General features: G+C 62.0%; 29 protein-coding genes. 12 read left to right on the plus strand and 17 right to left on the minus strand.

Annotated elements, in window-relative coordinates; all coding sequences use genetic code 11:
- Positions 1-117: 117 nt before the first annotated feature.
- Complete coding sequence (locus NKI52_RS14200; RefSeq protein WP_352698331.1) at positions 118-549, minus strand: VOC family protein; 432 nt, start codon at positions 547-549, stop codon at positions 118-120.
- Between the two features lie 110 nt (positions 550-659).
- Positions 660-1,196: an AraC family transcriptional regulator gene (locus NKI52_RS14205; RefSeq protein ID WP_352698333.1), complete on the minus strand. Its 537-nt coding sequence runs from the start codon at positions 1,194-1,196 to the stop codon at positions 660-662.
- Between the two features lie 526 nt (positions 1,197-1,722).
- On the opposite strand from NKI52_RS14205, the gene NKI52_RS14210 reads away from it, so the two are divergent.
- Both NKI52_RS14210 and NKI52_RS14215 read left to right on the plus strand, forming a co-directional pair.
- On the plus strand, positions 1,723-2,082 hold the full coding sequence (locus NKI52_RS14210; RefSeq protein ID WP_352698335.1) for a VOC family protein: 360 nt from the start codon (positions 1,723-1,725) through the stop codon (positions 2,080-2,082).
- The gene (locus tag NKI52_RS14215; RefSeq protein WP_352619309.1) at positions 2,079-2,444 is read left to right on the plus strand and encodes a DoxX family protein; all 366 of its coding nucleotides are present in this window, start codon (positions 2,079-2,081) and stop codon (positions 2,442-2,444) included. Before NKI52_RS14210 ends, NKI52_RS14215 begins: the two co-directional genes overlap by 4 nt.
- Before the next feature lie 382 nt (positions 2,445-2,826).
- Here the strand turns inward: NKI52_RS14215 and NKI52_RS14220 are convergent, their stop codons facing one another.
- Both NKI52_RS14220 and NKI52_RS14225 read right to left on the minus strand, forming a co-directional pair.
- On the minus strand, positions 2,827-3,219 hold the full coding sequence (locus NKI52_RS14220) for a GFA family protein (RefSeq protein ID WP_352698337.1): 393 nt from the start codon (positions 3,217-3,219) through the stop codon (positions 2,827-2,829).
- Between the two features lie 167 nt (positions 3,220-3,386).
- On the minus strand, positions 3,387-4,235 hold the full coding sequence (locus NKI52_RS14225) for a beta-keto acid cleavage family enzyme (RefSeq protein ID WP_352698339.1): 849 nt from the start codon (positions 4,233-4,235) through the stop codon (positions 3,387-3,389).
- A 96-nt stretch (positions 4,236-4,331) separates the two neighbouring features.
- Here NKI52_RS14225 and NKI52_RS14230 point away from each other — a divergent pair, with 96 nt between their 5' ends.
- The 10 genes from NKI52_RS14230 (at position 4,332) to NKI52_RS14275 (ending at position 16,329) form a co-directional block, all read left to right on the plus strand.
- Positions 4,332-5,237 carry a MurR/RpiR family transcriptional regulator gene (locus NKI52_RS14230; protein ID WP_352698341.1) on the plus strand — a complete coding sequence of 302 codons (906 nt, stop codon included), beginning with the start codon at positions 4,332-4,334 and terminating at the stop codon, positions 5,235-5,237.
- The gene (locus tag NKI52_RS14235) at positions 5,234-6,565 is read left to right on the plus strand and encodes an aspartate aminotransferase family protein (RefSeq protein WP_352698343.1); all 1,332 of its coding nucleotides are present in this window, start codon (positions 5,234-5,236) and stop codon (positions 6,563-6,565) included. Before NKI52_RS14230 ends, NKI52_RS14235 begins: the two co-directional genes overlap by 4 nt.
- Before the next feature lie 93 nt (positions 6,566-6,658).
- Positions 6,659-7,612 (plus strand): TAXI family TRAP transporter solute-binding subunit, encoded by a 954-nt coding sequence (locus NKI52_RS14240; protein ID WP_352635415.1) that lies wholly within the window; start codon positions 6,659-6,661, stop codon positions 7,610-7,612.
- A gap of 56 nt (positions 7,613-7,668) precedes the next feature.
- Entirely contained in the window at positions 7,669-10,269 is a 2,601-nt protein-coding gene (locus NKI52_RS14245; RefSeq protein ID WP_352635209.1) for a TRAP transporter permease, read from the plus strand.
- Positions 10,270-10,357: 88 nt separating this feature from the next.
- Complete coding sequence (locus NKI52_RS14250; protein ID WP_352635207.1) at positions 10,358-11,263, plus strand: DMT family transporter; 906 nt, start codon at positions 10,358-10,360, stop codon at positions 11,261-11,263.
- A 147-nt stretch (positions 11,264-11,410) separates the two neighbouring features.
- Positions 11,411-12,130: a FadR/GntR family transcriptional regulator gene (locus NKI52_RS14255; RefSeq protein ID WP_352452148.1), complete on the plus strand. Its 720-nt coding sequence runs from the start codon at positions 11,411-11,413 to the stop codon at positions 12,128-12,130.
- A gap of 51 nt (positions 12,131-12,181) precedes the next feature.
- Positions 12,182-13,156, plus strand: a complete 975-nt coding sequence (locus NKI52_RS14260) for a sialic acid TRAP transporter substrate-binding protein SiaP (protein WP_023674274.1) — start codon at positions 12,182-12,184, stop codon at positions 13,154-13,156.
- Between the two features lie 144 nt (positions 13,157-13,300).
- A complete protein-coding gene (locus tag NKI52_RS14265; protein ID WP_023674275.1) occupies positions 13,301-13,873 on the plus strand; it encodes a TRAP transporter small permease in 573 nt (190 codons plus the stop codon).
- Between the two features lie 3 nt (positions 13,874-13,876).
- The gene (locus tag NKI52_RS14270) at positions 13,877-15,283 is read left to right on the plus strand and encodes a TRAP transporter large permease (protein WP_023674276.1); all 1,407 of its coding nucleotides are present in this window, start codon (positions 13,877-13,879) and stop codon (positions 15,281-15,283) included.
- On the plus strand, positions 15,280-16,329 hold the full coding sequence (locus NKI52_RS14275; RefSeq protein WP_352698344.1) for an L-idonate 5-dehydrogenase: 1,050 nt from the start codon (positions 15,280-15,282) through the stop codon (positions 16,327-16,329). Before NKI52_RS14270 ends, NKI52_RS14275 begins: the two co-directional genes overlap by 4 nt.
- Positions 16,330-16,516: 187 nt before the next feature.
- Here NKI52_RS14275 and NKI52_RS14280 read toward each other — a convergent pair whose 3' ends face one another.
- The 13 genes from NKI52_RS14280 to NKI52_RS14340 form a co-directional block, all read right to left on the minus strand.
- The gene (locus NKI52_RS14280) at positions 16,517-16,825 is read right to left on the minus strand and encodes a type II toxin-antitoxin system RelE/ParE family toxin (protein ID WP_023674278.1); all 309 of its coding nucleotides are present in this window, start codon (positions 16,823-16,825) and stop codon (positions 16,517-16,519) included.
- Positions 16,822-17,082, minus strand: coding sequence for a CopG family ribbon-helix-helix protein (locus NKI52_RS14285; RefSeq protein WP_031211112.1), 261 nt, complete (start codon positions 17,080-17,082; stop codon positions 16,822-16,824). The genes NKI52_RS14280 and NKI52_RS14285 overlap by 4 nt, the downstream gene beginning before the upstream one ends.
- A 56-nt stretch (positions 17,083-17,138) precedes the next feature.
- Positions 17,139-17,537 carry an ABC transporter permease family protein gene (locus tag NKI52_RS14290; protein ID WP_245274603.1) on the minus strand — a complete coding sequence of 133 codons (399 nt, stop codon included), beginning with the start codon at positions 17,535-17,537 and terminating at the stop codon, positions 17,139-17,141.
- Entirely contained in the window at positions 17,534-19,276 is a 1,743-nt protein-coding gene (locus tag NKI52_RS14295) for a relaxase/mobilization nuclease domain-containing protein (RefSeq protein WP_031211113.1), read from the minus strand. Before NKI52_RS14295 ends, NKI52_RS14290 begins: the two co-directional genes overlap by 4 nt.
- Positions 19,273-19,524, minus strand: coding sequence for a hypothetical protein (locus tag NKI52_RS14300; protein ID WP_156937256.1), 252 nt, complete (start codon positions 19,522-19,524; stop codon positions 19,273-19,275). Before NKI52_RS14300 ends, NKI52_RS14295 begins: the two co-directional genes overlap by 4 nt.
- On the minus strand, positions 19,521-20,285 hold the full coding sequence (locus NKI52_RS14305; protein ID WP_352571221.1) for a lytic transglycosylase domain-containing protein: 765 nt from the start codon (positions 20,283-20,285) through the stop codon (positions 19,521-19,523). The genes NKI52_RS14300 and NKI52_RS14305 overlap by 4 nt, the downstream gene beginning before the upstream one ends.
- 286 nt (positions 20,286-20,571) lie before the next feature.
- On the minus strand, positions 20,572-20,898 hold the full coding sequence (locus NKI52_RS14310) for a DUF736 domain-containing protein (RefSeq protein ID WP_023674284.1): 327 nt from the start codon (positions 20,896-20,898) through the stop codon (positions 20,572-20,574).
- Between the two features lie 44 nt (positions 20,899-20,942).
- Positions 20,943-21,503, minus strand: a complete 561-nt coding sequence (locus tag NKI52_RS14315) for a S26 family signal peptidase (RefSeq protein WP_352698346.1) — start codon at positions 21,501-21,503, stop codon at positions 20,943-20,945.
- A complete protein-coding gene (locus NKI52_RS14320; RefSeq protein WP_023674286.1) occupies positions 21,500-21,931 on the minus strand; it encodes a replication initiator protein A in 432 nt (143 codons plus the stop codon). Before NKI52_RS14320 ends, NKI52_RS14315 begins: the two co-directional genes overlap by 4 nt.
- Before the next feature lie 17 nt (positions 21,932-21,948).
- Positions 21,949-22,239, minus strand: coding sequence for a helix-turn-helix transcriptional regulator (locus tag NKI52_RS14325; protein WP_023674287.1), 291 nt, complete (start codon positions 22,237-22,239; stop codon positions 21,949-21,951).
- A 114-nt stretch (positions 22,240-22,353) separates the two neighbouring features.
- Positions 22,354-22,878 (minus strand): DUF2285 domain-containing protein, encoded by a 525-nt coding sequence (locus NKI52_RS14330; RefSeq protein ID WP_352571244.1) that lies wholly within the window; start codon positions 22,876-22,878, stop codon positions 22,354-22,356.
- A 46-nt stretch (positions 22,879-22,924) separates the two neighbouring features.
- Positions 22,925-23,110, minus strand: a complete 186-nt coding sequence (locus NKI52_RS14335; protein ID WP_352455880.1) for a transcriptional regulator domain-containing protein — start codon at positions 23,108-23,110, stop codon at positions 22,925-22,927.
- Between the two features lie 168 nt (positions 23,111-23,278).
- Positions 23,279-23,557 carry a DNA -binding domain-containing protein gene (locus NKI52_RS14340; RefSeq protein WP_023674289.1) on the minus strand — a complete coding sequence of 93 codons (279 nt, stop codon included), beginning with the start codon at positions 23,555-23,557 and terminating at the stop codon, positions 23,279-23,281.
- Positions 23,558-23,609 lie beyond the last annotated feature (52 nt).

The following is a 23,609-nucleotide window of genomic DNA, read 5'->3' on the forward strand; positions in this document are numbered from 1 at the left end:
TAAGATTGTGCCGGTGGCCTGCCGTCGAACTTGCCTAGTTGCCAGGGAAAGCATGGCCGCCCGCCCGGTGCCGACAGAATTTGCCAGCACCGGCGAGACTGCAGGCCCGCGCCGCCCTTAAAGAGGATTCTCATTCGGTATGCTGGCGGGATTCCAGACAACCTCCCATAGGTGTCCGTTCGGGTCGCGGAAGTATCCGGCATATCCGCCAAAGAACGTGTCCCGGGCAGGCTTGATGATCTCGGCTCCGGCGCGGGCGGCCTCATCCATCACTTGATCGACTTCTTCGGGGCGCACAACGTTGTGGCCGATTGTGAACGAGGTCGAGGTAATCGGCGCCTTGGGCAGGCCAGTGTCGTAGGCGAGGTAGTCCTGAGCCCAGATCGCGAGCTTCAACCCGCCGGACAGCGTGAAGAACGCGACGGCGCCATGCTCGAACTCGCGGCCGATGATCCCTTCCGTCGGCAAGCCGAGACCGTCGCGGTAGAATGCGAGAGAACTCTCGAGGTCGGCGACAGCGATAGTCAAAACCGAAATGCGCGGTTTCATGGCAGTCTCCTCTGGTTGTCGGAGACACCCGGATAAAGTCGGGCGACAATGAAGACTTGAACAAAACGGCCAACAGCGCGCCGCCAAGTCGAAGGACGCCCCGAGAGGTTTCACCCGTTCTGCAGCAGCCGATGAATCTGTCGCGGGGTGCTTCCTGTCAGGCGTCGGCTCTCGCGGACAAGATGCGCCTGGTCGGAATAGCCCGCCTCGGCTGCCAGGATGGCCGTAGCGCTGTTCGATTGGCTCCAAAGCCGCAGAAAGCGCTGGTAGCGGAGGATACGGTCAAGCGTCTTGGGGCCATAGCCGAAGCTCTCGTCGAAGCGCCGGCGCAACGTCCTTTCGCTCATCTCGAGTGCGCGCATCAACCAGGGGACGAGCGGCGCGTCGGGTGACGGCCCGCGCTCGATCAAGCGATATGCCGCCTGCATGGGAACGTCTGTCGCGTGGGAGGCCATTTCCTCGGCGAGGACCTGTTCGAGCGAACAGGCCAGATCCTCGAGATTGTCGCTGGCGCGCACGCGGCTGGCGAGGCGGCGAGCTCGCGCGCCCCACAAATCGTCGAGCGACAGCCTCTGGCCGACAAGCTCGATTTGCGGCACACCGAGCCATGCCGCCGCCGTGGCAGGATGAAATCGGAAACCGATCACGACCCTCGTCTGCCGCCAGAACCTCGGTCTGCGGCTCCTTGTCGGGGCCGGCAACTCGGAAGCTGCCTCCGATCCATTGCAGATCGATCGTTGCGTCGGGCATGATGACGATTGGCGGTGCGCCCGCCGGGTCCATTCGATGCACCCACACCGAAGCAAAGCTCCCGTGAAGCCGCGCCGACGCTGGACGTTGCTGAAATGAACCCGTTGCCTGTGCTGGGACGGGATCGCTCATCTCGCTCCTCTTCGGACTAGCGGCGGTGAACCTACGGCCCAGCGGCTGCGCCCGGCCGTCGCTCGAGGCAACAATCTGCACGACCGTCAACGTCTTCCAATCGAGAACGGTTGCAAGAATCGGTCGTTTTCTTCCGGCCGGAATGAAGAGGGCAGGTGAGGGGTGATGCCACGCGCATCGCCATCGGTAGCGCCGTGTGCGGGGCATACGTCGATGGCCGTTTTGTTCAATCCGGCAGGCGAGATGCGTGCTTATCTGTCGGCGTCGTACATCACACGAGAGGTTTGCGTCATGAGCAACAACAACGACCAACGGATCGACTACGTCGAATTCAACGTGAAAGACATTCAGCGGTCACGCGACTTCTACGGAAAGGCATTCGGCTGGACCTTCGACTACGGCCCGCAATATTGCGAGTTCAACGACGGGCGCTTGTCAGGTGGCTTCGCCGCTGGCCCAGCGAGGTCGGGAGGAGGCCCGCTGGTCATTCTCTATGCCGATGATTTGCCGGGAACGGTCAAGCGTGTCGAGCAGGCGGGAGGCAAGATCGTCAGACCGATCTATGGCTTCCCCGGTGGCCGGCGCTTCCATTTCGCGGATCCGGATGGTTACGAGCTTGCGGTTTACACCGAGGACGGCAGCAAGGAATGATCGCGTTCTTCCACCACCTCGGATTGGTTTTGCTCGGCGGCGTCTTTATCTGGGCGGGCGCCGAGCATTTCCTCAGATTCCGGGCGATTGCAGCGTCCCTGGCCGAGCGGGGCTTTCCTGCTCCCAGGCCTCTTCTCGCGGCCGGATCGGTGCTGGAGATCGCAGGCGGATTTTGCCTCGCAACGGGCCTTGGTGGACCCTTTCCCGGCGCGGCCTTGGCCGTATTCACCATTGCGGCGTCTTTCATGGCGCTCAACTTCTGGCGCTACGGCGGTGATGAACGCGAAGCGCTTCGTACCGGCTTCACCATCAATGTTGCCGTCTTGGGCGGGTTGATTGTCGCCGCGACCACTAGCCTGTGATCATCGTTTCGAGGCGGCGGGCCACTGGACCACGTCAGAGCCATTCTATGACGCTGCGCTGCTTGAGCAGTTCATTGATGGCTTCCGCAAGGCCGGTCTTCCGGCGTGACCTCCCAAACGGCCAGCATTGAACGCGGTGCTCTGTACAAAGCCTACTTCAAGATCGCGGCGACGATGAATCCCATCCCCTGCGGTCCTCCTCTAAGGTAACGGCGCCTTGGCTGTCACGGGTCGCCTTAGGCGCTCACGAATGCCTTGGGCAATGTGGATGAAGGCAGCGCACCTCGTAAACATGCAAGTTCACATTTTTAGCGGCGTGAGCAGGCGGTCCCTGAAAATCCGTGTTCTGATGTCGTTGCCTCCTCGGCACCGTTCGTGCGACCTATTCGTCAAAGCGACCCGTGGCGTCACGATCGCGCTCGTATCGTCTGGTGAGCGGAAACGGCGGCAACCAGGACTCGCGTCGGATGATCCAGCTTTCGTAGGTTGGCATCAGTTGGTCAGGCGCATCAAGCGACCCTAGGTTTACTTCGATTTCGTCTGCGGTGCGTCCGAAAATGGAGGAGCCGCAGCGGGGACAGAAAAACCGCCCGGCGTAGTCGCGTGTTTCGCCGTCGATCGTCACCGCATCCTCAGGAAAAATCGCGGAAGCGTGAAAAAGGGCGCCATGATGCTTGCGGCAGTCAAGACAGTGACAAAGGCCGACCCGGTATGGGCGCCCCGACGCGATAATTCGGACGTTGCCGCACAGGCAACCGCCGGTGAATCGGTCCATGCTGCGTCTCCTCCAAAATCAAGCGGCCGGAATGGTTACAACGACCGGCACTGTTGTTGCAATCGCCGCGCCGCGGGCGGGGACACGTCGTTCTTCCGTGGCGATGACATTGCAGCCGCCTCTCTATGCCTTGCGCGAGCTTGCCGCCGAAAATAGGCTTTGGTTTGTCATATGGAACGAAACGGCGCGTTCCATTGAGCCGCCAACTCGGCGGCCGAGGCGATCTTGACGCCGCAGTCGGCGAGTATGCGTGCGACGGTCGCTACCAGTTCGGCGTTGGACGAGGCTATGCTGCCGTCCGGAAGGAAAAGATTGTTTTCGAAGCCGACCCGGACATGGCCGCCAAGCAACGCGGCGGCGGTCACGCACGCCGCTTCGTTGCGGCCGAAGGCGCAGACGCTCCAATGGTCGAAGCGCGGCATGTTCGCCGCAAGGAATGGCAAGAGATCGGCAGGAACGGACGTCTGTCCCGGCGTGTAGCGGCCCAGCACGTAGAGAACCGGTATGCTTGCCCAGGGGATCAGTCCGCGCTGCTGCATGTCCGAAAGCCTGACGGCCTCCTCGGGCGAATAGAGGATGATCTGCGGCGCAACCCCCTCGGTGTGCAGCCAGGCCATGAAGCGCACAAAGGCGAGTTCCGATCCGGCATCAGGAACGATTTCGCGAAGCGCCAGCGAGACAGCTTGCGGCTTTACATCTTGTACGACGGCCATCTGTTGGGCCGGCGAATAGATACCGAGCGCTTCGGAGGTGATCTGGATTACCAAGCGGTCGCCGGCAGCACCGCGGATGGCGGCGATCGCCTGGCGGTAGGCGTCGGCGTCGAGCAGATGATTGCCGCTTCTGTCGCGGACATGGACGTGGATCATAGCCGCACCGGCATCGGCGCATTCCGCGGCCGTCCTCGCAAGTTCGGCTGGTGTCAGTGGAATCGCCGGATGGTCGGCCTTGCTGCGACGTCCCCCGTTCGGGGCGACGGCTATAGCGATGCGGTCGAGACTATGGGCCGGCTTCATGGGGACGTTCTGTGAGTGACAAGATTCATATGAATCAATCTTTGATCACACTGAAACAGACGTTGCAATCGCTGGTCTGGCGAGCTAGCAATATCCATGGACCAGGGAGAGCTTGCTGGACAGATCGTCAGTGCCTTCGACGGCATGTCGGCACAGCTTCGGTCCGCCGCGCGCTATGTCCTTGATAAACCGTATGACGTCGCGCTGTTGTCCATGCGCGAGCAGGCCCGGCACGCAGGCGTGCAGCCGGCGACGATGACGCGGCTGGCCCAGCATCTCGGCCTTGATGGCTACGAGACCGTACGCGATATCTACGCCGCCGCGATCCGGGACGGCGAAATCGGTTTCGCCGGCAAGGCGGGCCTTCAGGTGGCCAGCCAAAAGCTCAAGGGCGACCACGCGCTGGCGGCCGATATTCTGGATTCGATTTCCAGCCAGCTTTCCCATCTCGCCGAAAGCAGGTCGATCGACCGTCTGGTCGAGACGGCCAGGGCGCTGAGTGCGGCAAGGCGCGTCTATTGCCTCGGCCTGCGCTCGAGCCACGCAGTCGCCTGGCATCTGCATTACATCCTGTCGCTGATCGGCGAGAAGTCGGTGCTGCTGCACGGCATCGGCGGAACCGATGGCGACGCTCTGGCCCATGCGACCAAGGACGACGTGCTGATCGCCGCCAGCGTCCTGCCCTACACGCGCTTCACCATCGAGCTTGTCGAGTACGCTGCCGGCCGCGGCGTACCGGTCATTGCGATCACCGACAGCGGGGTAGCGCCCTTGGCGCTGCTTGCCGATCACCTAGTCGTCGTGCCGACCGGCAGCCCGTCCTTTTTCCACACCATGACGCCAGCTTTCATCGTTGCTGAGGTCCTCGGTGCTCTTGTCGCAGGGCAGGCAGGCGAGGGCGCTGTTGAGTCGCTGCGACGTTTCGATGAGCAGGGCGCCGCTCTCAAGACCCATCTGAACCAACGTGCGCCGAAGAAAATGCCCATGAGGGACCGTCGATGACACACATTCTTCATCGAACCATCCACTCGACGCTGCCGTTCGCCATTCGCGGCCAAGGCATCGAACTGTTCGATGCCGAGGGCAAGTCCTATATCGACGCGTCGGGCGGCGCGGCCGTGTCCTGTCTCGGCCACGGCCATCCCGACGTGATCGCTGCACTGCACACCCAGCTTGACCGCATCGCCTACGCCCACACCAGCTTCTTCACCACCGAGGTGGCGGAGCGCTTGGCGGATCGGCTGGTCGAGGACGCGCCGAAAGGCTTGGACCACGTCTATCTAGTCAGCGGCGGCTCGGAGGCGGTCGAGGCCGCGCTCAAGATGGCCAGGCAATATTTTGTCGAGAAAGGCGAGCCGCAACGGCGCCATCTCATCGCACGCCGGCAGAGCTATCACGGCAATACGCTCGGCGCTCTCGCCACCGGCGGCAACGAATGGCGGCGCGCCCAGTTCAGGCCGTTGCTGATCGAGACCCACCATATCGACCCCTGTTACGCCTATCGCTATCAAAAGCATGGCGAAAGCGACGAAGCCTATGCGGCGCGCGCCGCCCAGCAGCTCGAAGACAAGATCCTTGAACTCGGCCCGGACGAGGTCATCGCCTTTGTCGCCGAGCCGGTGGTGGGTGCCACGCTCGGCGCGGTGCCGCCGGTCGCGGATTACTTCAAGCACATTCGCGCGATTTGCGACCGCTACGGCGTGCTGCTCATTCTCGACGAGGTGATGTGCGGCATGGGCCGTACCGGCACGCTGCATGCGTGCGAGCAGGACGGCATCGCTCCCGACCTGCTGACCATCGCCAAGGGACTCGGCGGTGGCTACCAGCCGATTGGCGCGGTGCTGCTCGGCCGGCATATCTTCGATGCCTTTGCCCAAGGCTCGGGCTTCTTCCAGCATGGGCATACCTATATGGGCCATCCAATGGCAGCGGCGGCCGGCCTTGCCGTGCAGGAGGTCATCCGGCGTGACGGTCTGCTCGACAACGTCAGCGCAATGGGCGCGCAGCTGGACGAACGCCTGCACCAACGCTTCGATAACCACCATCACGTCGGCGACATTCGCGGGCGGGGTCTATTTAGGGGAATCGAGCTGGTGGTTGATCGCGCCAGCAAGGAACCATTCGACCAGAGGCTTGAACTCAACGCCCGCATCAAGCGCGAAGCAATGGCCCGCGGCCTGATGATTTATCCGATGGCCGGGACGATTGATGGTGTGCGGGGCGTTCATGTGCTTGTGGCGCCGCCATTCATCATTTCCAAACAGGATATCGATCGGATCGTCGAACGGCTCGGTGAGGCGATCGACGCTGCGATCGCTTCAGCGGCCTGACCCGCACGACGCGGACCGCCTCAACCAGTTCCAACGCGTCATCGGCGACGGGCCGGGACACCCACCAGAGAGGTAGCAACCATGTACAGTTCAATGAAAACCCTGATCGGCGCGGCGGCCTGCATGCTGCTGGCGCTGCCATCCGTCGGAGCCGAGCAGCGCTTCGTCACGGTCGGCACCGGCGGGGTCACCGGCGTCTACTATGCCGTCGGCGGCGCCATTTGCCGGCTGATGAACAAGGACCGGCAGAAAACCGGCATCCGATGCTCGACGGAGTCGACCGGCGGTTCGGTCTTCAACGTCAACTCCATCCAGACCGGCGACCTCGATTTCGGCTTGACCCAATCGGACGTCCAGTACCAGGCCTATGAGGGGACCGGAAATTTCGACGGCAAGCCGTTCAAGGATCTGCGGGCCGTGTTCTCCGTCCATCCCGAGCCGTTTACCGTGCTGGCGCGGCCGGACGCCGGCGTCACCAAATTCGAGGATTTCAAAGGCAAACGCTTCAACGTCGGCAATCCCGGGTCAGGCACCCGCTCGTCCATGGAGGAGTTGCTCAAGCAGATGGGCTGGACGCTCGGCGATTTCTCGCTTGCGGCGGAGCTGAAGGCGGACGAGCAGGGCAGCGCGCTGTGCGACAACAAGATCGACGGTTTCTTCTACGGCGTCGGTCATCCTTCCGCCGCGATCCAGGATCCGACCACGGCCTGTGGCGCCAAACTCATCCCGCTGACCGGTCCGGCAGTGGACGCGCTGTTGGCAGCTCATCCGTACTATTCAGTCGCCACCATCAAGGGCAGCATGTACGCCAACAATCCGGACGACGTGACGACATTCGGCGTCCGCGCGACAGTGGTGACGAATGCCAGCACGCCCGATGAGGTGGTCTACGAACTGGTGAAGTCGGTCTTCGAAAATTTCGACGACTTCAAGAAACTGCATCCGGCTTTCGCCAATCTCGATCCCAAGGAGATGATCAAGACCGGTCTGTCGGCGCCAATGCATCCGGGCGCGGAGCGCTATTACAAGGAGAAGGGCTGGCTCTGAGGCCTTCAATGCGAGGCGCCACAGGCGCCTCGCATCGCAAATAATTGTGGGGAACGATGACAGATCAAAGCCAGCGGGCGGCAGGGCCTGACCAACCCGTTATCGACATTGACAAGCTTAGCGAGATCGTCGCCGAGGCCGACACCGGTGGGCGCAAGCCGACCGGCCGCACCGCGAAGCTGATCCTCGGCGTATCGCTGGCATGGTCGCTGTTCCAGCTCTGGTATGCCTCGCCCCTTCCGTTCATGCTCAATTTTGGTGTCGTCAGCGACGGCATCGCCCGCTCCATCCATCTGGCCTTCGCCCTGTTTCTGGCGATGCTGACGTTTCCGGCCTTCAAGACCTCGTCGCGCAGCCGGGTGCCGCTGCCCGACTGGGTGCTAGGCATCGCCGGGGCGGCGTCCGCCCTGTATCTGTTGGTCTTTTACAGCGATATCGCCCATCGGCCGGGCCTTCCTACTACGGCTGACCTGGTCGTCTCGATCGCCGGCGTCCTCATCCTGCTCGAGGCCGCCCGTCGCGCCGTCGGGCCTGCCATCACCGTCATCGCGGCGATCATGCTGATCTATATCTTCGCCGGGCCTCACCTTCCTGGCCTGCTCGGCCACAAGGGCGCGACGTTATCGCGCGCAGCCTCGCAGATGTGGCTGACGTCGGAGGGGGTCTTCGGTGTTGCCCTCGGTGTGTCCACCAATGTCGTCTTCATGTTCGTTCTGTTCGGAACATTGCTGGAGCGCGCCGGTGCCGGCGGCTTTTTCATCCAGCTTGCCTTCTCGCTGCTCGGCAAATACCGCGGCGGTCCGGCCAAGGCCGGTGTCGTCGCCTCCGGCCTGACCGGCATGATTTCCGGCTCGTCGATCGCCAATGTCGTGACCACCGGAACCTTCACCATCCCGCTGATGCGTCGCGTCGGATATTCTGCGGTGAAAGCCGGCGCCATCGAATGCGCGGCCGGCGTCAATGGTCAGTTGATGCCCCCGGTGATGGGCGCGGCCGCGTTCCTGATCGCGGAATATGTCGGCATCTCCTATGCCGAGGTGGTCAAGCACGCCTTCTATCCGGCGCTGCTGACCTACGGCTCGTTGTTCTACATCGTCGATATCGAAGCGATGAAGACGGGGATGAAGGGCCTGCCGTCACGCAGCACGCACTCCGCATTTCAGGGTGCGCTGCGCGGGCTGATGGGCATATGCGGTTTCATCATCCTCGCAGGGCTTGTCTATTACGGCATTGGCTGGACGAAGATCGTTTTCGGCGCGGCCGCGACCTGGATGATCACTGCCGCGCTGATCGCCGTTTACATCGGCCTTGTCGCCTACCGGGCGCGTTATCCCGACCTGCCGCTGGAGGATCTGGAGGGCGAGATCGTCAGGATTCCCCACTTCGGCGAGACGGCGCGCACCGGCCTACATTTTCTGCTGCCTGTGATCCTGCTGATCTGGTGCCTAATGGTGGAGGAGTTGTCGCCCGGCCTGTCGGCATTCTGGGGCGCTGTCGCCCTTATGGCGCTGATCGTCACGCAGCGGCCGCTCACCGCCTTTTTCCGCAAGGACCGCGCGCTGGCGCAGCATTGGCTTCACGGTTTCGACGATCTGGTCGGTGGGCTGTCCGCCGCCGCACGCAACATGACGACGGTCGGCATTGCCACTGCGACGGCCGGCATCATCGTCGGCACGGTTCTGCTCACGGGCATCGGGCTGGTAATGACCGAGCTGGTCGAATTCATCTCGGGCGGCAGCTTCATCGTCATGCTTTTGTTCACCGCGGTGATCTGCATCATTCTCGGCATGGGCATGCCGACCACTGCAAGCTATGTCGTGGTCGCCACCTTGATGGCGCCGGTCATCGTCGATTTGGCGGCGCAGAACGATCTTGCCGTGCCGCTGGTCGCCGTCCACATGTTCGTTTTCTATTTCGGGCTGATGGCGGACGTGACGCCGCCAGTGGGCCTGGCGGCTTATGCTGCTGCGGCAATTTCCGGCGCCGATCCGGTGAAGACCGGCATTCAGGGCTTCAAGTACGAGATCCGTACCGGCCTGCTGCCGTTCATCTTCATCTTCAACACCGGACTGCTGATGATCGATCTCGAAGGTCCGTTCGATTTCGTCGCGATGGTGGTGACATCGACGCTGGCCATGGTCTCGTTTGTAGCAGCGACGCAGAATTGGATGCTCGTGCGCAACCGCTGGTACGAGACGATTGCGTTGCTTGCGGCCTGTTTCATCTTGTTCAGGCCGGGATTGTTGCTCGATCAGGTGAGTGAACCGTATCGGGCAGTACCCGCCACCGAACTCAGCCGTATCGTCGACGAGACCGCCGAGGGAGGCGCGGTTCGCTTGCGCCTGACGACACTGAACCTCAACGGCGATGAGATATCGAAGCTGGTTCGACTGCAGCTCGGGCCTGCAAATTCATCGGCCGAACGCCTGAAGGCGGCGGGCCTGGACGTCAGTGCGCTTGGCGATAGCGTGACGGTCGGCGTCGTGCGACTGGGCAGCCAGGCGGCCAAATTCGGCCTGCAGCCCGGCGACGAAATCAACCAGGTGCTAGTCCCTGCGGAACGGACGTCGCGCTATTGGTTCGCCATTCCGGCTCTGCTGTTGCTCGGTCTCGTCGTCTGGGGTCAGAAGCGGCGAAGGCGGGCGGTTGGTCTGTAAACGTCTTGTGAGCGGAAGCGTCTTGGCCAGCATGTCGGTAACCAGAGAACCAAACGACGCCCCGGAGCCGGCTAACGCGGAAATGCGCATGGCGACGCGCGACCGCCCCTTCGAACCCGTCGACTACGGGCTTTACGCGCTGACGGTCATTGCCTGGAGCGCATCGTGGTTCGCGATCGAGCTTCAGGTCGGCAGCGGCGTGTCGAACGAGGTCAATCTGGTTTGGCGCTTCGCCATCGCCACGCTGCTGATGTTTGCCTGGGCAGGTTTTTCCGGCCGGCGGCTCCGCTTTTCGATCACCGATCATTTGCGCTTTGCTGTGCTTGGCATCCTCATCTTCTCGTCGAACTTCCTGTTTTTTTATTATGGCGCCGGCTATCTCGTCAGCGGCTTGCTCTCGGTCGTCTTCTCGCTCGCCTCGGTCATCAACATGCTGCTCGGTGCCTTGGTCATCGGCGAGCGCCCGGCGCCGCGCATTCTCGCCGGCGGCATCATCGGCTTCGCCGGAATAGCGCTGATGTTCTTTCCCGAAATCGCTGCCAACGGGCTTTCCGGCGGTACGTTGGTGGGCCTTCTTCTGTGCCTCTGCGGCACGCTGAGCTTCTGCGCCGGCAATCTCGTCTCCGTCGCAAACCAGCGCCGCGGCTTGCCGCTCGTTTCAACGAGCGCCTGGGGCATGCTTTATGGCACTCTTTGGTCGGCGTTCCTGGCCTTCCTGCTCGGTGAGCCGTTCGTGTTCGCGACGACTGCCTCTTATATCGGCTCGCTGGTCTTCCTCGCCGTCATATCGACGGTCATGGCTTTCGCCGCCTACCTGACGCTGCTCGGACGCATTGGCGGCGCCCGCGCCGGCTATGCGACTGTCATATTTCCCGTCTTTGCGCTTTTGATCTCCACGGCGCTGGAAGGCTATGCCTGGACTGCGTACGCGATCATCGGGCTCGTCCTCGTCGCCGCCGGAAACGTACTGGTCATTCGCGGGGGACGGCGCTGACGCATGGAATGCTTGCGCAATGCCGCCGCGTTCCGGTTGTGCGGGCCGCGGTTCTATCGAGCTTGACTCTCCGCATCCTCTGTCTAAGCTGCGGTCAATGGGTCAGACCAATGTACCAGGGTTGGCCCGGGAGGGAACTAAACGCGCATGCCGATCCAGGCCGTTGAACCACGCCGGCTTTACCGACAGGTCGCCGATCAGCTCAGGCAACTGATCGATGCCGGCGAGTTTTCCGTCGGCGACCGCCTGCCGACCGAGCGGGATCTGGCCGACCAGCTCGGAATTTCCCGCCCGACAGTCCGTGAAGCGCTGATAGCGCTGGAGGTCGAAGGCCGCATACGCATCCGCGTCGGCTCGGGTATCTACGTCACCGATCCGCCGAGCGCCGCCGCCTCCGAACCCGAAGTCGAGGAAGGCCCGTTCGAGCTGTTGCGCGCGCGCGAATTCGTCGAAGGCGCGATCGCCGCCGAAGCGGCCCTCCATGTCCGGCCTGCAGATATCGAACGGCTCGACGACGTGCTGCGCCGGATGGAGGCCATGCGTCACCCCAACAAGATGACCATTGCGCTCGACCGGGAATTCCACACCGCTGTCGCCGGCATTCTCGAGAACGCGGTGCTGGTGCGCTTCATCGGCGAGCTTTTCGACCAGCGCATGAACCCGTACTTCGAACGCCTGTCGATCTATTTCGAGACCAGCGATTCCTGGCAGGTCGCGGCAAAGGAACATCGTGCCGTGCGCGATGCAATTGCCGCGCGCGACCCCGAGCGGGCCAAGGCCGCCATGCAGCAGCATCTGCGCCAGTCGCAAATCAGATTCTCACGCAATTTCGATGAGAGAGCCGCAGCCAAGGAGGTTGCGGAATAGCAGTTGGCCGGGGGGAGATCCGGCCGTCAAGTTCAACCAGGGAGGAATTAGATGCTGAGAAAATACGCAGTTCTGCTCGGTGCGATCGCCGCAATTGCCATACCCATGGCGTCGGCCTCGGCGGAAACGGTCCTGAAATGGGCACATGTCTACGAGACGACGGAGCCCTTCCACACCGAATCCGTGTGGGCGGCCGACGAAATCAAGAAGCGCACCCAGGGCCGCTACGCCATCGACGTCTATCCGGCCTCGCAGCTTGGCAAGGAAGCGGACATCAACCAGGGCCTGATGCTCGGCACCGTCGATATCATCATTTCCGGATCGAGCTTCGCGGCGCGCGAATATCCACCGATCGGCGTCACCTATTTCCCATACACTTTCCGCGATGCCGACCATCTGCTGAAATACACCAAGAGCGACGTCTACAAGGCCCTGACCAAGGGCTATGAGGACAAGACCGGCAATCATATCGCCGCCACCACCTATTACGGGACGCGGCAGACCACCTCGAACCGGCCGATCGCCAAGTGCTCCGACATGCAGGGCTTGAAGATGCGCGTTCCCGACGTGCCGGCCTATCTGGCCATGCCGCGTGCCTGCGGCGCCAACACCGCGCCGATTGCCTTCGCCGAGGTCTATCTGGCCCTGCAGAACGGCACGGTGGAGGCCCAGGAGAACCCGCTGACCACCATCGAGGCGAAGAAATTCTACGAGGTGCAGAAGAACATCGTGCTCACTGGCCATATCGTCGATCATCTCAACACCATCATATCGGCGTCGCGCTGGGCCTCGCTTTCCGACGAGGACAAGAAGATCTTCACCGAGGTGATGCAGGAGGCTGCCGCCCGCGCCACGGCAAAGATCGTCGCCCGCGAAAAGGAACTGGTGCAGGTATTCAAGGACCGCGGCATCACCGTAACCGATGTCGACCGTGCCGATTTCGAGAAGAATGTCCTGGAGAAGGTCACCTTCGAGGAGTTCGGCTACAACAAGTCCGATTGGGAAGCGATCCGCGCCATCAAATAGGCTATCCGGAAATCGGATGCTTAATCAAGAGGATAGAGCGGCAATCGGATTTGCTGCTTTGACCTGCCCTTCCGTCCGGCTCCAAATTGCGCCGGACGGCCTTTTCAATCCTTGACGACCCACCAGCTTCGGGAGCCCGCGCCGATGGCCGAGGAACACCACACCGAGATCACCGTCGAAGAGATCGCGCACGCCTTCGAGGAGGTGCCGGTACACGTCGACCTGTCGGACCACGGCGTCGAGGACTGGATTACGCTTGCCGTTTTCTGGGGCATGGTCGTCTGTGTCTTCCTGCAGTTCTTCACCCGCTATGCGCTGAACAACAGCCTTGCCTGGACCGAGGAGATCGCCATCAACGCGCTCGTCGTCGTCGTTTTTCTGGGCGCCGCCATGTGCGTGCGCCTTTCGCGCCATATCCACGTCGACGTGCTTTACCACTATCTGCCGGAGCGTGTCGGCCGCTGGCTGGCGCTCGCCGTCGATATTATCCGCATCGCATTCTTCGCCTACGGATCCTGGCTGATGTGGCGCTACGTCACGATCGTGGCGCATGAGCGCATGGTCACCGTCAACCTGCCGCGGCGCTGGTTCTTCTACGCCGTACTGGCGGGCTTCGTGCTGATGCTTCTGCGCTCGATCCAGGTCTTTATCGGCAATTACCGGCGCGGCTATTCGGTGCTCGAGCGTCCCGGTGCGTTCGAGACAGCGGGGGTCTGAGCGATGCTGCTTCTGGTCGGGGGCTTTCTTGTCCTGATGCTCATCGGCGTGCCGGTCGCCGTTTCGATGGCGGCCGCGTCGATCCTTTACCTCGTCATCTACGGCGTCGCGCCCGATATCATCGCGGCCCAGCGCATGATCGCCGGGGTGGAGAGCTTTCCGCTACTCGCCGTTCCGTTCTTCATCCTGGCCGGCAACCTCATGAACATCGCCGGCGTCACCGGGCGCATCTATTCCTTCGCCCTTGCCCTGGTCGGCTGGATGAAAGGCGGCCTGGCGCAGGTCAACATCATCGGATCGGTGATCTTTTCCGGCATGTCGGGCACCGCGCTCGCCGACGCCGCTGGCATCGGCACCATCGAGATCAAGGCGATGAAGGATCACGGCTATCCTATCGACGCCGCGGTTGGCGTCACCGCCGCTTCCGCCACGCTCGGGCCGATCTTTCCGCCCTCGCTGCCCTTCGTCATCTACGGCATGATGGCCAATGTCTCGATCGGTGCGCTGTTCATGGCCGGCATCCTGCCCGGCGTGGTCATGACCGTGCTGATGATGATTACGGTTGCCATCTTTGCCTACAATCGCGGCTGGGGTTCCGACACGCCTTTCGAGCTTCGGCGGCTCGCCGAAGCGGCGGGCGAGGTGCTGGTGGTGGCTGCCTTTCCGATTGGCTGTTACGTGCTTGTGCAGCTTGGCCTGTCGATCAACATCGCGGTCGGCATCGCGCTGCTGCTGCTGATCGCCGCGGACTGGTATTTCGATTTCTCCGCGGTCATGGCGCTGATGACGCCGGTCATCCTGATCGGCGGCATGACGATGGGCTGGTTCACGCCGACCGAAGCGGCGATGGCGGCTGTGATCTGGTCGCTTTTCCTCGGGCTGGTGCGCTACCGCACAATGACGCTGCGTTTGCTTGCCAAGGCCAGCTTCGACACGATCGAAACGACCGCGTCGGTGCTGTTCATCGTTACCGCCGCATCGATCTTCGCCTGGCTGCTCACCGTCAGCCAGGCGGCACAGCTGTTTTCGAACTTCATTTTCGCGCTCACCGAAAACAAATGGGTCTTCCTGATCCTGGTCAACATCCTGATGCTGGTGGTCGGCTGCTTCCTCGATACGATCGCCGCGATCACGATTCTGGTGCCGATCCTGCTGCCGGTCGCCGCCGTCTACGGCATCAACCCGGTGCATTTCGGCCTGATCATGACGCTCAACCTGATGATCGGGCTTTTGCACCCGCCGCTCGGCATGGTGCTGTTCGTGCTGTCGCGCGTCGCCAAGCTTTCGGTCGAGCGCACCACCATGGCGATCCTGCCGTGGCTGGTGCCGCTTATCGTGGCGCTGCTTCTGATCACCTTCATACCCGCCATCACGCTTTGGCTGCCGACCGAGATGGGCTTGATCCGGTGAGCGGCCAGGTGATTGCCGCAACGCTGTTCGGCCCGCAGGACCTGCGCGTCGTGGAGCGTCCGCTTGAACCGCTGGCACCAGGTATGGTGCGGGTGCGCTTTGGGGCAGGGGGCATCTGCGGCTCCGACCTGCATTATTTCCGCCATGCCCGTACCGGCGACTTCGTCGTCACTTCGCCGCTTGTCCTCGGCCACGAAATCTCAGGCGAAATCGTCGAGATCAACGGCGCCGCGCCCGGCCTTGGCGTCGGCGACCATGTCGCGGTCAATCCATCGCGCTGGTGCGGGCGTTGCGCGCGATGCCTGGAAGGCCGCGCCAATCTCTGCGAAAACATCTACTTCATGGGCTCGGCATCGAAGACACCGCATATGCAGGGCGGCTTCGTCAGTCTGTTCGACGCCACGCCCGCGCAATGTTTCAAGGTTCCACTTGATGTGGCCTACCAGGCGGCGGCACTTGCCGAGCCGCTAGCGGTGAGCCTGCACGCCGCCACGCGGGCGGGCGACATCAGGGGCCGCAATGTCATCCTGTTCGGTGCCGGCCCCATCGGTCTCTTGACCATGCTCGCGGCCAGGCTTGCCGGCTGCGCTGAACTGACCGTCGCCGACATCGCCGCCGCGCCGCTCGCCTTCGCCCGCAGTTTGGGCGCCGACAGGACGATCGACCTTTCCGGCGGCGACGCCGAACTCCAGGCGCTCGCGGCCGGCGGTTCGCTTGATGTGGCGTTCGAGATTTCAGGCACTGCCGCAGGCCTTGCCGCGGCGATCGCCAGCGTCCGGCGCGGCGGCACGGTGGTCCAGGTCGGCAATCTTCCCGGCGGCCAGATCCCGCTGCCTGCCAATGCAGTGATGGCCAAGGAGATCGACCTCAAAGGCACCTTCCGCTTCGGTACGGAGTTCGGCCGGGCGGTCGATCTCATCGTTTCGGGGGAGGTGGATGTCCTCAAGCTGGTGACCGCCGAGCGCACGCTTTCTTCCGCGCCCGACGCCTTCCGACTTGCCGTCGACCGTTCACAGAGTGTCAAGGTCGTGCTGACCGCGGACTGAATCATGGTTTTGCCAGATCGTTAGCAGCCATAACTCATTGCGAACGGACGAAACTCAGAACGTGCTCGACGTATATGCTCCCACCCAGGTCTCCGGTTAAACTCGGGAGCAATACCGGCAGCTTGCTGTCAAAATTGTTGGCAGCAAATCCGCTCGCGATTAAAGCCCCTTCGTCGCGAGATTTTGCTTAGTTCGGCCATTCCTCGTCCTGCCAACCGCGCGCTGCGTGGATCACCCGCAAAATTGAAATGCTTTCCCGGCCGCCCTTGGCGGTCACGGCATAAGCGATGATGTAGGGCAGGCGACTCACAGGCTTTTCATAGGTGCCGGATAGACGGCCGGGTCGCCCGGTTGCCATTTCCCCAAGCGCGGCCCCTGCGTCCAGAATCCGGTCTGCGACCAGGCGCGCAGCGCGCGGATTATCCTGCGAGATATAGGCGATCTGTTCCTTGATGTCGTCCAGCGCACCGCGAGACCACTGAACGGCTCGCGTCACACCTTGCGGCCCATGCCGGCATCAATCGCGGCATAAATTTCTGCCATGGCCTTATCATGAGACACGATGCGCCCAGCTTCGACATCAGCAAGGCCGCGCTTGATACCTTCAATGATTTCAAGCTCGCGATCGACATACGCTGCGACGGCTTCACCTGCGAGGAACGACTTGCTACGCCGGGTGTCGGTTGCGATCCGGTCGAGCTTTTCCTTTACATCGGGACTGACGCGAATTGTCATAGTGGTGCTAGCGGCCATAGCGGTGTCCTGTGTTGATCTGTGTACACCTTAGCACAGAGCGCCGCGCTGGTCCATTATCCCTTGACCGCCGAGCCGACGATCGAATCCACGAAGAAGCGCTGCAGGAAGGCGAAGAGCATCAATGGCGGCAGCACGGCGAGCGTGGCGCCGGCCATGACCAGTCCTGTATTGAGGGCGCCTCTGTTGTAGCTGAGCAGGCGGCTGAGGCTAATGACGATCGGATAATCCTCTGCATTGCCCTGCAAAACTGTCAGCGGCCACAGATAGCTGTTCCAATGATAGACGAAGGCAAACAGCGCCAGTGCCGCGATCGCGGGCGCCAGACTGAATCGAGGATGCGCAAAGTCCCTATTTTGCGAGGCAATCGGCGCTTCACTGTGCGGGTACAAATAGAATGTGCGACCGTGCTGGCTTCCCAGCATCAGGATAGAGCATACGCCTGTAACCTTCATAGCCCGATGCCGCGCTTCTTTCCCAGGTTCCAATCCACGCCCCCCGTATCCGAGCACACGACCCCGATGACTTGATTACCCAATCGCTTTTCGAGCGACGGCGACCAGGGCACGAGCTTGAATTCGAGCCCATTGTCGATCATCGCGAGCCGGCCTGAAGCCAGCGAGAAACGCCGCCGGTAAATCCCAGCCACATGATCGCCGTTGGCAGCCTTCGTGAATGAGAGGCCCGTCTCGGCGGCGAGGCGGGCACCGAGCGATTCCACCTCATGATCGTGTAGAGTATCGATCAGATTGCGCACAAGAATGACGCGCTGTCCCTCGCGCCTGGCCAGATCGCGGCTGACAAGGTGGTCGACCCGATCTTGCAGTGCCTGTCTTACGTCCCTGCCAAAGCCGCCGTCACCGAATTCGGCAGGCTCGCGTGCAACGAGTTGGCGATCGAGCCAAGTCGCGCCGGAAGCATGGACCTGCTGTTCGATTGAGAGGTCGGAGCGGACCGCGAGCGTGACCCGGCCACCGCCATTTGCACTCGCATCGCGGCACAACTCCACGACCGAGCCCGGGTCGGAGTCTCCGGCCGCATCAGGGTCATGGAAGCGAATGTGGTGCGTGCGTCCATCAATGCCATCGACGATGGCATAGGCCGCGCCGCGCCGTTCGTCATCAAGGCCGCGTTCGAGCAGTCGGCCGATCACGGGCGCATCAATCTTTTCGGCGGCCAGCACATAGTCGGCCGTCCCTTTTTCTAGCCCATGCACAGTGAGGCTGCGGTGCATGCGCTTGATGGTGTCGCCGCGTTCACCGAGGGCGCGCAAAGTGGCCTCGGCCTCTTCGACCACCATCCACTGGCCGGGACCGATCTCGTTCGCGAGGCCCAGGCTTTCCAGTTGCCGCAGCCGGCCGACTTTGAGCCCCAGGAACTCGTCGGGCCGGCGATCAGGGTGTGGCGCGAGATCAATGATACCATGACGGTCGGCGTCACGAACAAGCTGGCGATCGAGCTGCGTCCAGCGCTCAGTGTCGACCTGGTGCTCGATGGCCTGGCGGATGTCGAGGTCCGTGCGGAGCCCAAGCGTCTGGGTGAGAATGTCGCTCGCCCGATCGCGCATGCCCTGGCGGATGTAGTCGCGCGAGATGACAAGGCTCTCGCCATCGTCGGCAACGCCGCGAACGAGGATGTGAACGTGCGGATGTTCGGTGTTCCAGTGATCGACGGCTATCCAGTCGAGCCTCGTGCCGAGGTCGCGCTCCATGTCGACCATCAGGTCACAAGCGAAGTTCTTGAGGTCGCCGAGCTCCATTGCATCCTCCGGCGAAACGATGAAACGGAAGTGATGCCGATCATCCTTGCAGCGGTCGCAGAAGGCGTCATGATCTGCATCTTTGGTGTCGGGACCGAACATCCTCGCCTTCTCACCATCACGTGTAACACCTTCGCGGCGAAGATATTTGAGATGGGTGGCGAGTGGCGCAGACCCTCTGAACTGCCGTACCACACGGGTCTTGACGACGGCGCCGCGTGAGCTGTCAGAGATGAGGCGACTGGCGCGGATGCTCGCTGACCTGCCGCGGCCAAACGTTGAAGCTCGCGGGGAGGTGATCCGACCCTCGCGTGTAAGGTGCCCGCCGGCGCGCTGTGTGGCCGCAAGAGCCTGGAAGATGAAGGGTCGTGCGCGCTGGCCGGCGCGGGAGCGGATGCGACCGGGGCGGACGCGAAAGCTATCGTCACGCTTCATGCTAGACGGCCACGAGGTGCGGTTTCCATTGAAAGACTGAAAAATTGGGAATAGCGCACATCGCTGATTGTGCCAGCACATTGCGAAATGAGACGAAAATCGTAAGGAAAACAATCGGCCGAACCGAGCCGCACCTCGCGGCCCTTTATCCTGCCAATCTCTCTGTTCTCATCCACAGCCAACCCTTCCGCCGCAATTTCCGCGACGGAACAGGCCGGAATGCAATTGAGGAGGAACGTGGCGATCATCGCGATATGGCTAAAGAGGGCTGAGCGAATAGGCCGGAAACAGCGTGGTTCGATTGGAAATCGGTTTCACCCGGCCGTGGCTCGATCGCGGTCAGGTCCGCAACAGGATTGCCCATTGGCGACCGCATTGCGGACGAATGAATCGCCGCAAAGATCGTCTCGCCATAACCATTGCCATCCGATGCAGTGGCGTTCCGAATGTCATGGGGATGCGCAAAGATCGTTGCACGGAGCGAGCTGGCTCTGCCCCTTCCCTGCCGCGCGCGCCGCGGACTGAGAACTGCACCATCGAGCAGCGGCGCGAGTTTCCTGACGTAGTCGACCGTCTCGCGTGGCAGCGGACGGCCGGTTATGAGATGTTCCGTGTACCGACCAGGACCGGCATTGTAAGCGGCAAGAAAGCCGCTGCGCCCGAAGCTGTCGAGCATTTCGCGAAGATATGCTGCACCTGCAAGAATGTTGTCACGCGGTTGATAGGGATCGTCACCGAGACGGTATTTGATGCGCAGTTCTTCCCACGTCGCCGGCATGATCTGCATCAAGCCCATTGCGCCCTTGCTTGAAAGCGCACGAACATCGCCGACGCTCTCAACATGCATGACGCCGCGCAGCAACCGCTCTGGAATGGCGAAGCGTTTTGACGCTTCCCGGATATGCCGCGACCACGGGCCAGCCGACAAGATCGTCGACTCGGAGTGCGCCGGCCGTTCACCATGAGAGGAAGCCGCTGCACCAGTTTCGGGCGCCACGAAGCCGAGCATGACACATGCGGCAAACGTCGTCATGCCTCTGTGGGCTGCATCCCGCAGACCGCAGAACCGATGCGCTGCCAGCCTGCGACGGTGTTCGCTTCCGTTAAGGGCAGGGGCTCGCCGATCGAACCGGCTTTGCCAAAACTGTGATGAAATCGGCGTCCGCAGCCACAAGCAAGTGTCCGGCCCCCTCTGGGCTGCCTCGCGGGCGGTCGGATCGAAGGGTTTGACCGGCGCGCAATGGATCAAAAGGGTTGGCGAGAAAGATTCGTCGAAGGGCTCCAGAAGCATCTGTTCAGCCTCGCCCGTCGCGCTTCGATGATCGGTTCCAGTGCAGGCTCCAGACGCTGTTCTCTGCATCGGACCGAAACAGCTTGGCGCGGATCGGCTGCGTAAAGGACGGGTCGTCAATTGAGACGGAGAGGTAATCCCCAGCCTTGTCTCCGGCGCGGTCCCAAGCGGCACCGACCGCCATCCCTTCGCAATAGATCAGATGGTCGGGCGCGTTTTCGGTTTTGGATTTCTCGGCAGGCAGGATGGCAATCTTCGCCTCGATTGTTAGCGTGGAGAGATTGCCGAAGAAGCCGTCATCATTGCGCGTGAAGGTTCCGATCTGGGTCATTGCAGTGCTCCTTTCTGAGTGTTAGTGCGCGTCGAGCCGAGCCGTCACGGCTCGCTAGCGAGGGGATCGTTGGTGATATCCAGCACCGGAGTGGTGCGCTCCGTGGTCCAGACGGGAACCGCACGGCCAACGATCGATGAGAGCGGGAGCGGGCCGAAATAGCGGCTGTCAAAACTGTCGGCTGCACCCGGGTTCATAAGGAAGACGTCGGCCTCGGCAATGTCGCGGCAGCCCTGCCAGATGGGCAGGGGTCGACCGCGACTGTCACGCTCGCGCGCATGTCCATACGTCTTGCCGTTGACGATGATCGTTGTGCCTTGGCGACAGACGGTTGCGCCCCCGAGTGCCAAAATACGCTTCAGGAGCGGCACATTTTTCGGCAGATACCCGCGTCTTGCCATGAAGGCCGCCAATGGCTCGGGCGGCATGATGACGGCGATATTGGCAATACCGATTTTGTCGGCCGGCTGGACGCGATAGAGCCCGACGGGGATGCTCGCCGATGCGTTCCAGATGGATATCGGCGGATGGCTAATCGATGCCGGCGCCGCGGCGAGCACTGCGCCGCCAACCATGGTGGCGATGATCTTTGTGCGCTTGCTCATGACTTGATCCCGGGGCGCAGCAGGCAAGCTTTAAGACGCTTGCCCGTGTATGGACTCGGCTGCTCGCGTGCGGCTATCCGGCTGTGGACGTGCCGCCGTTGACGCGGCGACCTGAAGGTCAGGGTTTGCTGCTGTTTCGCCGCTACCAGGCGGCGCGGTTGCAATCTCCTGGCTTGCGCGTGGATGTTTTGCGACACAGCCCAGACCAGGATGGCAGCGTTCCAAATCGTTGCCATGCCGTGCACACTTGCCGCCTCTACGCAGGTCGATTCTTCGCGCGCATGAGAGTGGATCGGTGTCAGGCGGCGGGATTTCACCAATAAGACGAGCTGCCACGCCACGACGTCCCGCGTGCTGCGTGGAGGGAAGTCGGATGAGGGGACATGAGGCAGCGCAAATTGCTGCTGAACGGTCTCGCGATACTGCATTTTCGGTGCGCCACAGATCAGGAGCTGCGGTCGCGCCTGCCGACATAGGCGGGCGCGCGGGCTGCATGGGGTTTTGCCGGCGGAACATAGGTCGCGTTGGCATCGCTGGTGGAAGTGCGTGCGCCCAACTCTATCCAGGCGTGCAGGTCGTTGATGTCGTAGAGAACGCGCCCGCCGACCTTTCGGTATTTTGGGCCGGTGCCGTAGGTCCGGTGCTTTTCGAGTGTGCGGGCGCAGAGCCCGACGATGGGTGCTGCCTCCTTCGTGCGCAAATACTTTTGGGGCGCGTCCGCGGGACCCTTCGACATCGCTCGATCTCCATTCGGTTCTGCTGTCGTCCTGGCCTGCCGGGACGCGCGAAGTGGACCATGATCGAAATGAGGAAAGGCGAGGGAGGGCAAAGATTGGGGGGCGCGTTTTTGCTACCCCGAAGAAGGACTTCGGCGGCCGGACTTTTCGCTGCGGTTGTGGGGGTAGAAGAGAAGATCGCGATAGCCGCCGGCGACTAAAAAAGCTGCACGGCGTAAGATAGCTCGGACCTTGTGGCGGAGATGATGATCACGCCAATCTCGCGGCACAATCGGCTCCTGCGAAAACAGCACCTCCGCGAGCTGACGATAGGTTGCACCCGTGCGGTGACCATCATGTGCGCGTAAATTGAGGATATGCCTGATCTTGGTCTGTTGCGGCAGCGCGCCGTAAGATGGACTGGCTGCCCGGCCGTTCAGTGCGCGCCAGAACCGGCGCGCTGCATCGAGCCGCGTCTCGAATGCAGCGTCGAGCGGCAGAAGGATAGCGTTGAATTCACCGGCGCGGTCGTCAGCGACGAGATAACTTTTCCCAATTAAGGTAGACCAAATAATGTGAAGGCCTTCGTCCTGCGGCCAAACGCTGGCTCCGCCAAGGCTGGAAGGTCGAACTGTCTGATGGGATGCAGATACCCGCATGACCCTGAGCACGCGCGGCGAGGCCTGTTCTGTCCAGATGATATTGTCAACTTTCGGAAGTCCGGCACCGGCAGTTTTGAAATCGCGCGCCCCAACGGGCGGCGAGATCGGGCTGACCGGCAGGTTCTCCAGAACCAGCGAATTGCGATGCAAGCTGGCTGCACTCTGCCACGAATTCGTCATTCCGGATCAGATACTCGGCAGCGAACTCCGTAGCCTGGTAGCTGCACATGTGTGAATACGCCGCCGGATCGGTCCAATCGCCTTGCACTGTTCCTGTCCTCTCCGCGTACCCGGATGTGAGGCGTCGGCGTCAACATTCCAGGGGGATAAGGAAGTTGGATAGTTTGAGAGTCGGCAAACCATTATGCCGATTCAGCAAAATGGAGCGCCGGCCGCGTCAGTGCGGAGCGCCGCCAGCGAGAAGATATCGGTAGCCGCTGGTCGTCATCCATCGCGCGCGGGCAAGATGGGTCTCCCAGGACCGGAACGCTCGTTCCGGCTCCTGCTCCGGGTCTATATGCAAGACGATCCTGGCCACCTCTCGCCAATCGGCATCTTCCGCTGCCGCGTCAAGCAGGCGAATGTAGGTGAGCAGACGCTCCTCGTCATAGCCGGTCAGGACCGGGGCATCCGGCGCAATGTCGGCGACATCAGGATCGAGCAGCGGTTTAAGCATGGTATTTGACCGTTCATATTTCGATCGCGATCTCGAAGGAGCCGTCCTTTAG

The organism is Mesorhizobium sp. M0590, assembly GCF_040320905.1.
GTDB lineage: Bacteria > Pseudomonadota > Alphaproteobacteria > Rhizobiales > Rhizobiaceae > Mesorhizobium.

Excerpts from the sequence above, each read along its gene's own strand:
- NKI52_RS14200 (WP_352698331.1), bottom strand. The coding sequence starts at position 549 with ATGAAACCGCGCATTTCGGTTTTGACTATCGCTGTCGCCGACCTCGAG.
- NKI52_RS14210 (WP_352698335.1), top strand. The coding sequence starts at position 1,723 with ATGAGCAACAACAACGACCAACGGATCGACTACGTCGAATTCAACGTG.
- NKI52_RS14215 (WP_352619309.1), top strand. The coding sequence starts at position 2,079 with ATGATCGCGTTCTTCCACCACCTCGGATTGGTTTTGCTCGGCGGCGTC.
- NKI52_RS14220 (WP_352698337.1), bottom strand. The coding sequence starts at position 3,219 with ATGGACCGATTCACCGGCGGTTGCCTGTGCGGCAACGTCCGAATTATC.
- NKI52_RS14225 (WP_352698339.1), bottom strand. The coding sequence starts at position 4,235 with ATGAAGCCGGCCCATAGTCTCGACCGCATCGCTATAGCCGTCGCCCCG.
- NKI52_RS14230 (WP_352698341.1), top strand. The coding sequence starts at position 4,332 with ATGGACCAGGGAGAGCTTGCTGGACAGATCGTCAGTGCCTTCGACGGC.
- NKI52_RS14235 (WP_352698343.1), top strand. The coding sequence starts at position 5,234 with ATGACACACATTCTTCATCGAACCATCCACTCGACGCTGCCGTTCGCC.
- NKI52_RS14240 (WP_352635415.1), top strand. The coding sequence starts at position 6,659 with ATGAAAACCCTGATCGGCGCGGCGGCCTGCATGCTGCTGGCGCTGCCA.
- NKI52_RS14245 (WP_352635209.1), top strand. The coding sequence starts at position 7,669 with ATGACAGATCAAAGCCAGCGGGCGGCAGGGCCTGACCAACCCGTTATC.
- NKI52_RS14250 (WP_352635207.1), top strand. The coding sequence starts at position 10,358 with ATGGCGACGCGCGACCGCCCCTTCGAACCCGTCGACTACGGGCTTTAC.
- NKI52_RS14255 (WP_352452148.1), top strand. The coding sequence starts at position 11,411 with ATGCCGATCCAGGCCGTTGAACCACGCCGGCTTTACCGACAGGTCGCC.
- NKI52_RS14260 (WP_023674274.1), top strand. The coding sequence starts at position 12,182 with ATGCTGAGAAAATACGCAGTTCTGCTCGGTGCGATCGCCGCAATTGCC.
- NKI52_RS14265 (WP_023674275.1), top strand. The coding sequence starts at position 13,301 with ATGGCCGAGGAACACCACACCGAGATCACCGTCGAAGAGATCGCGCAC.
- NKI52_RS14270 (WP_023674276.1), top strand. The coding sequence starts at position 13,877 with ATGCTGCTTCTGGTCGGGGGCTTTCTTGTCCTGATGCTCATCGGCGTG.
- NKI52_RS14285 (WP_031211112.1), bottom strand. The coding sequence starts at position 17,082 with ATGGCCGCTAGCACCACTATGACAATTCGCGTCAGTCCCGATGTAAAG.
- NKI52_RS14290 (WP_245274603.1), bottom strand. The coding sequence starts at position 17,537 with ATGAAGGTTACAGGCGTATGCTCTATCCTGATGCTGGGAAGCCAGCAC.
- NKI52_RS14295 (WP_031211113.1), bottom strand. The coding sequence starts at position 19,276 with ATGAAGCGTGACGATAGCTTTCGCGTCCGCCCCGGTCGCATCCGCTCC.
- NKI52_RS14300 (WP_156937256.1), bottom strand. The coding sequence starts at position 19,524 with ATGATCGCCACGTTCCTCCTCAATTGCATTCCGGCCTGTTCCGTCGCG.
- NKI52_RS14305 (WP_352571221.1), bottom strand. The coding sequence starts at position 20,285 with ATGCTCGGCTTCGTGGCGCCCGAAACTGGTGCAGCGGCTTCCTCTCAT.
- NKI52_RS14310 (WP_023674284.1), bottom strand. The coding sequence starts at position 20,898 with ATGACCCAGATCGGAACCTTCACGCGCAATGATGACGGCTTCTTCGGC.
- NKI52_RS14315 (WP_352698346.1), bottom strand. The coding sequence starts at position 21,503 with ATGAGCAAGCGCACAAAGATCATCGCCACCATGGTTGGCGGCGCAGTG.
- NKI52_RS14320 (WP_023674286.1), bottom strand. The coding sequence starts at position 21,931 with ATGCAGTATCGCGAGACCGTTCAGCAGCAATTTGCGCTGCCTCATGTC.
- NKI52_RS14325 (WP_023674287.1), bottom strand. The coding sequence starts at position 22,239 with ATGTCGAAGGGTCCCGCGGACGCGCCCCAAAAGTATTTGCGCACGAAG.
- NKI52_RS14330 (WP_352571244.1), bottom strand. The coding sequence starts at position 22,878 with ATGCGGGTATCTGCATCCCATCAGACAGTTCGACCTTCCAGCCTTGGC.
- NKI52_RS14335 (WP_352455880.1), bottom strand. The coding sequence starts at position 23,110 with ATGTGCAGCTACCAGGCTACGGAGTTCGCTGCCGAGTATCTGATCCGG.
- NKI52_RS14340 (WP_023674289.1), bottom strand. The coding sequence starts at position 23,557 with ATGCTTAAACCGCTGCTCGATCCTGATGTCGCCGACATTGCGCCGGAT.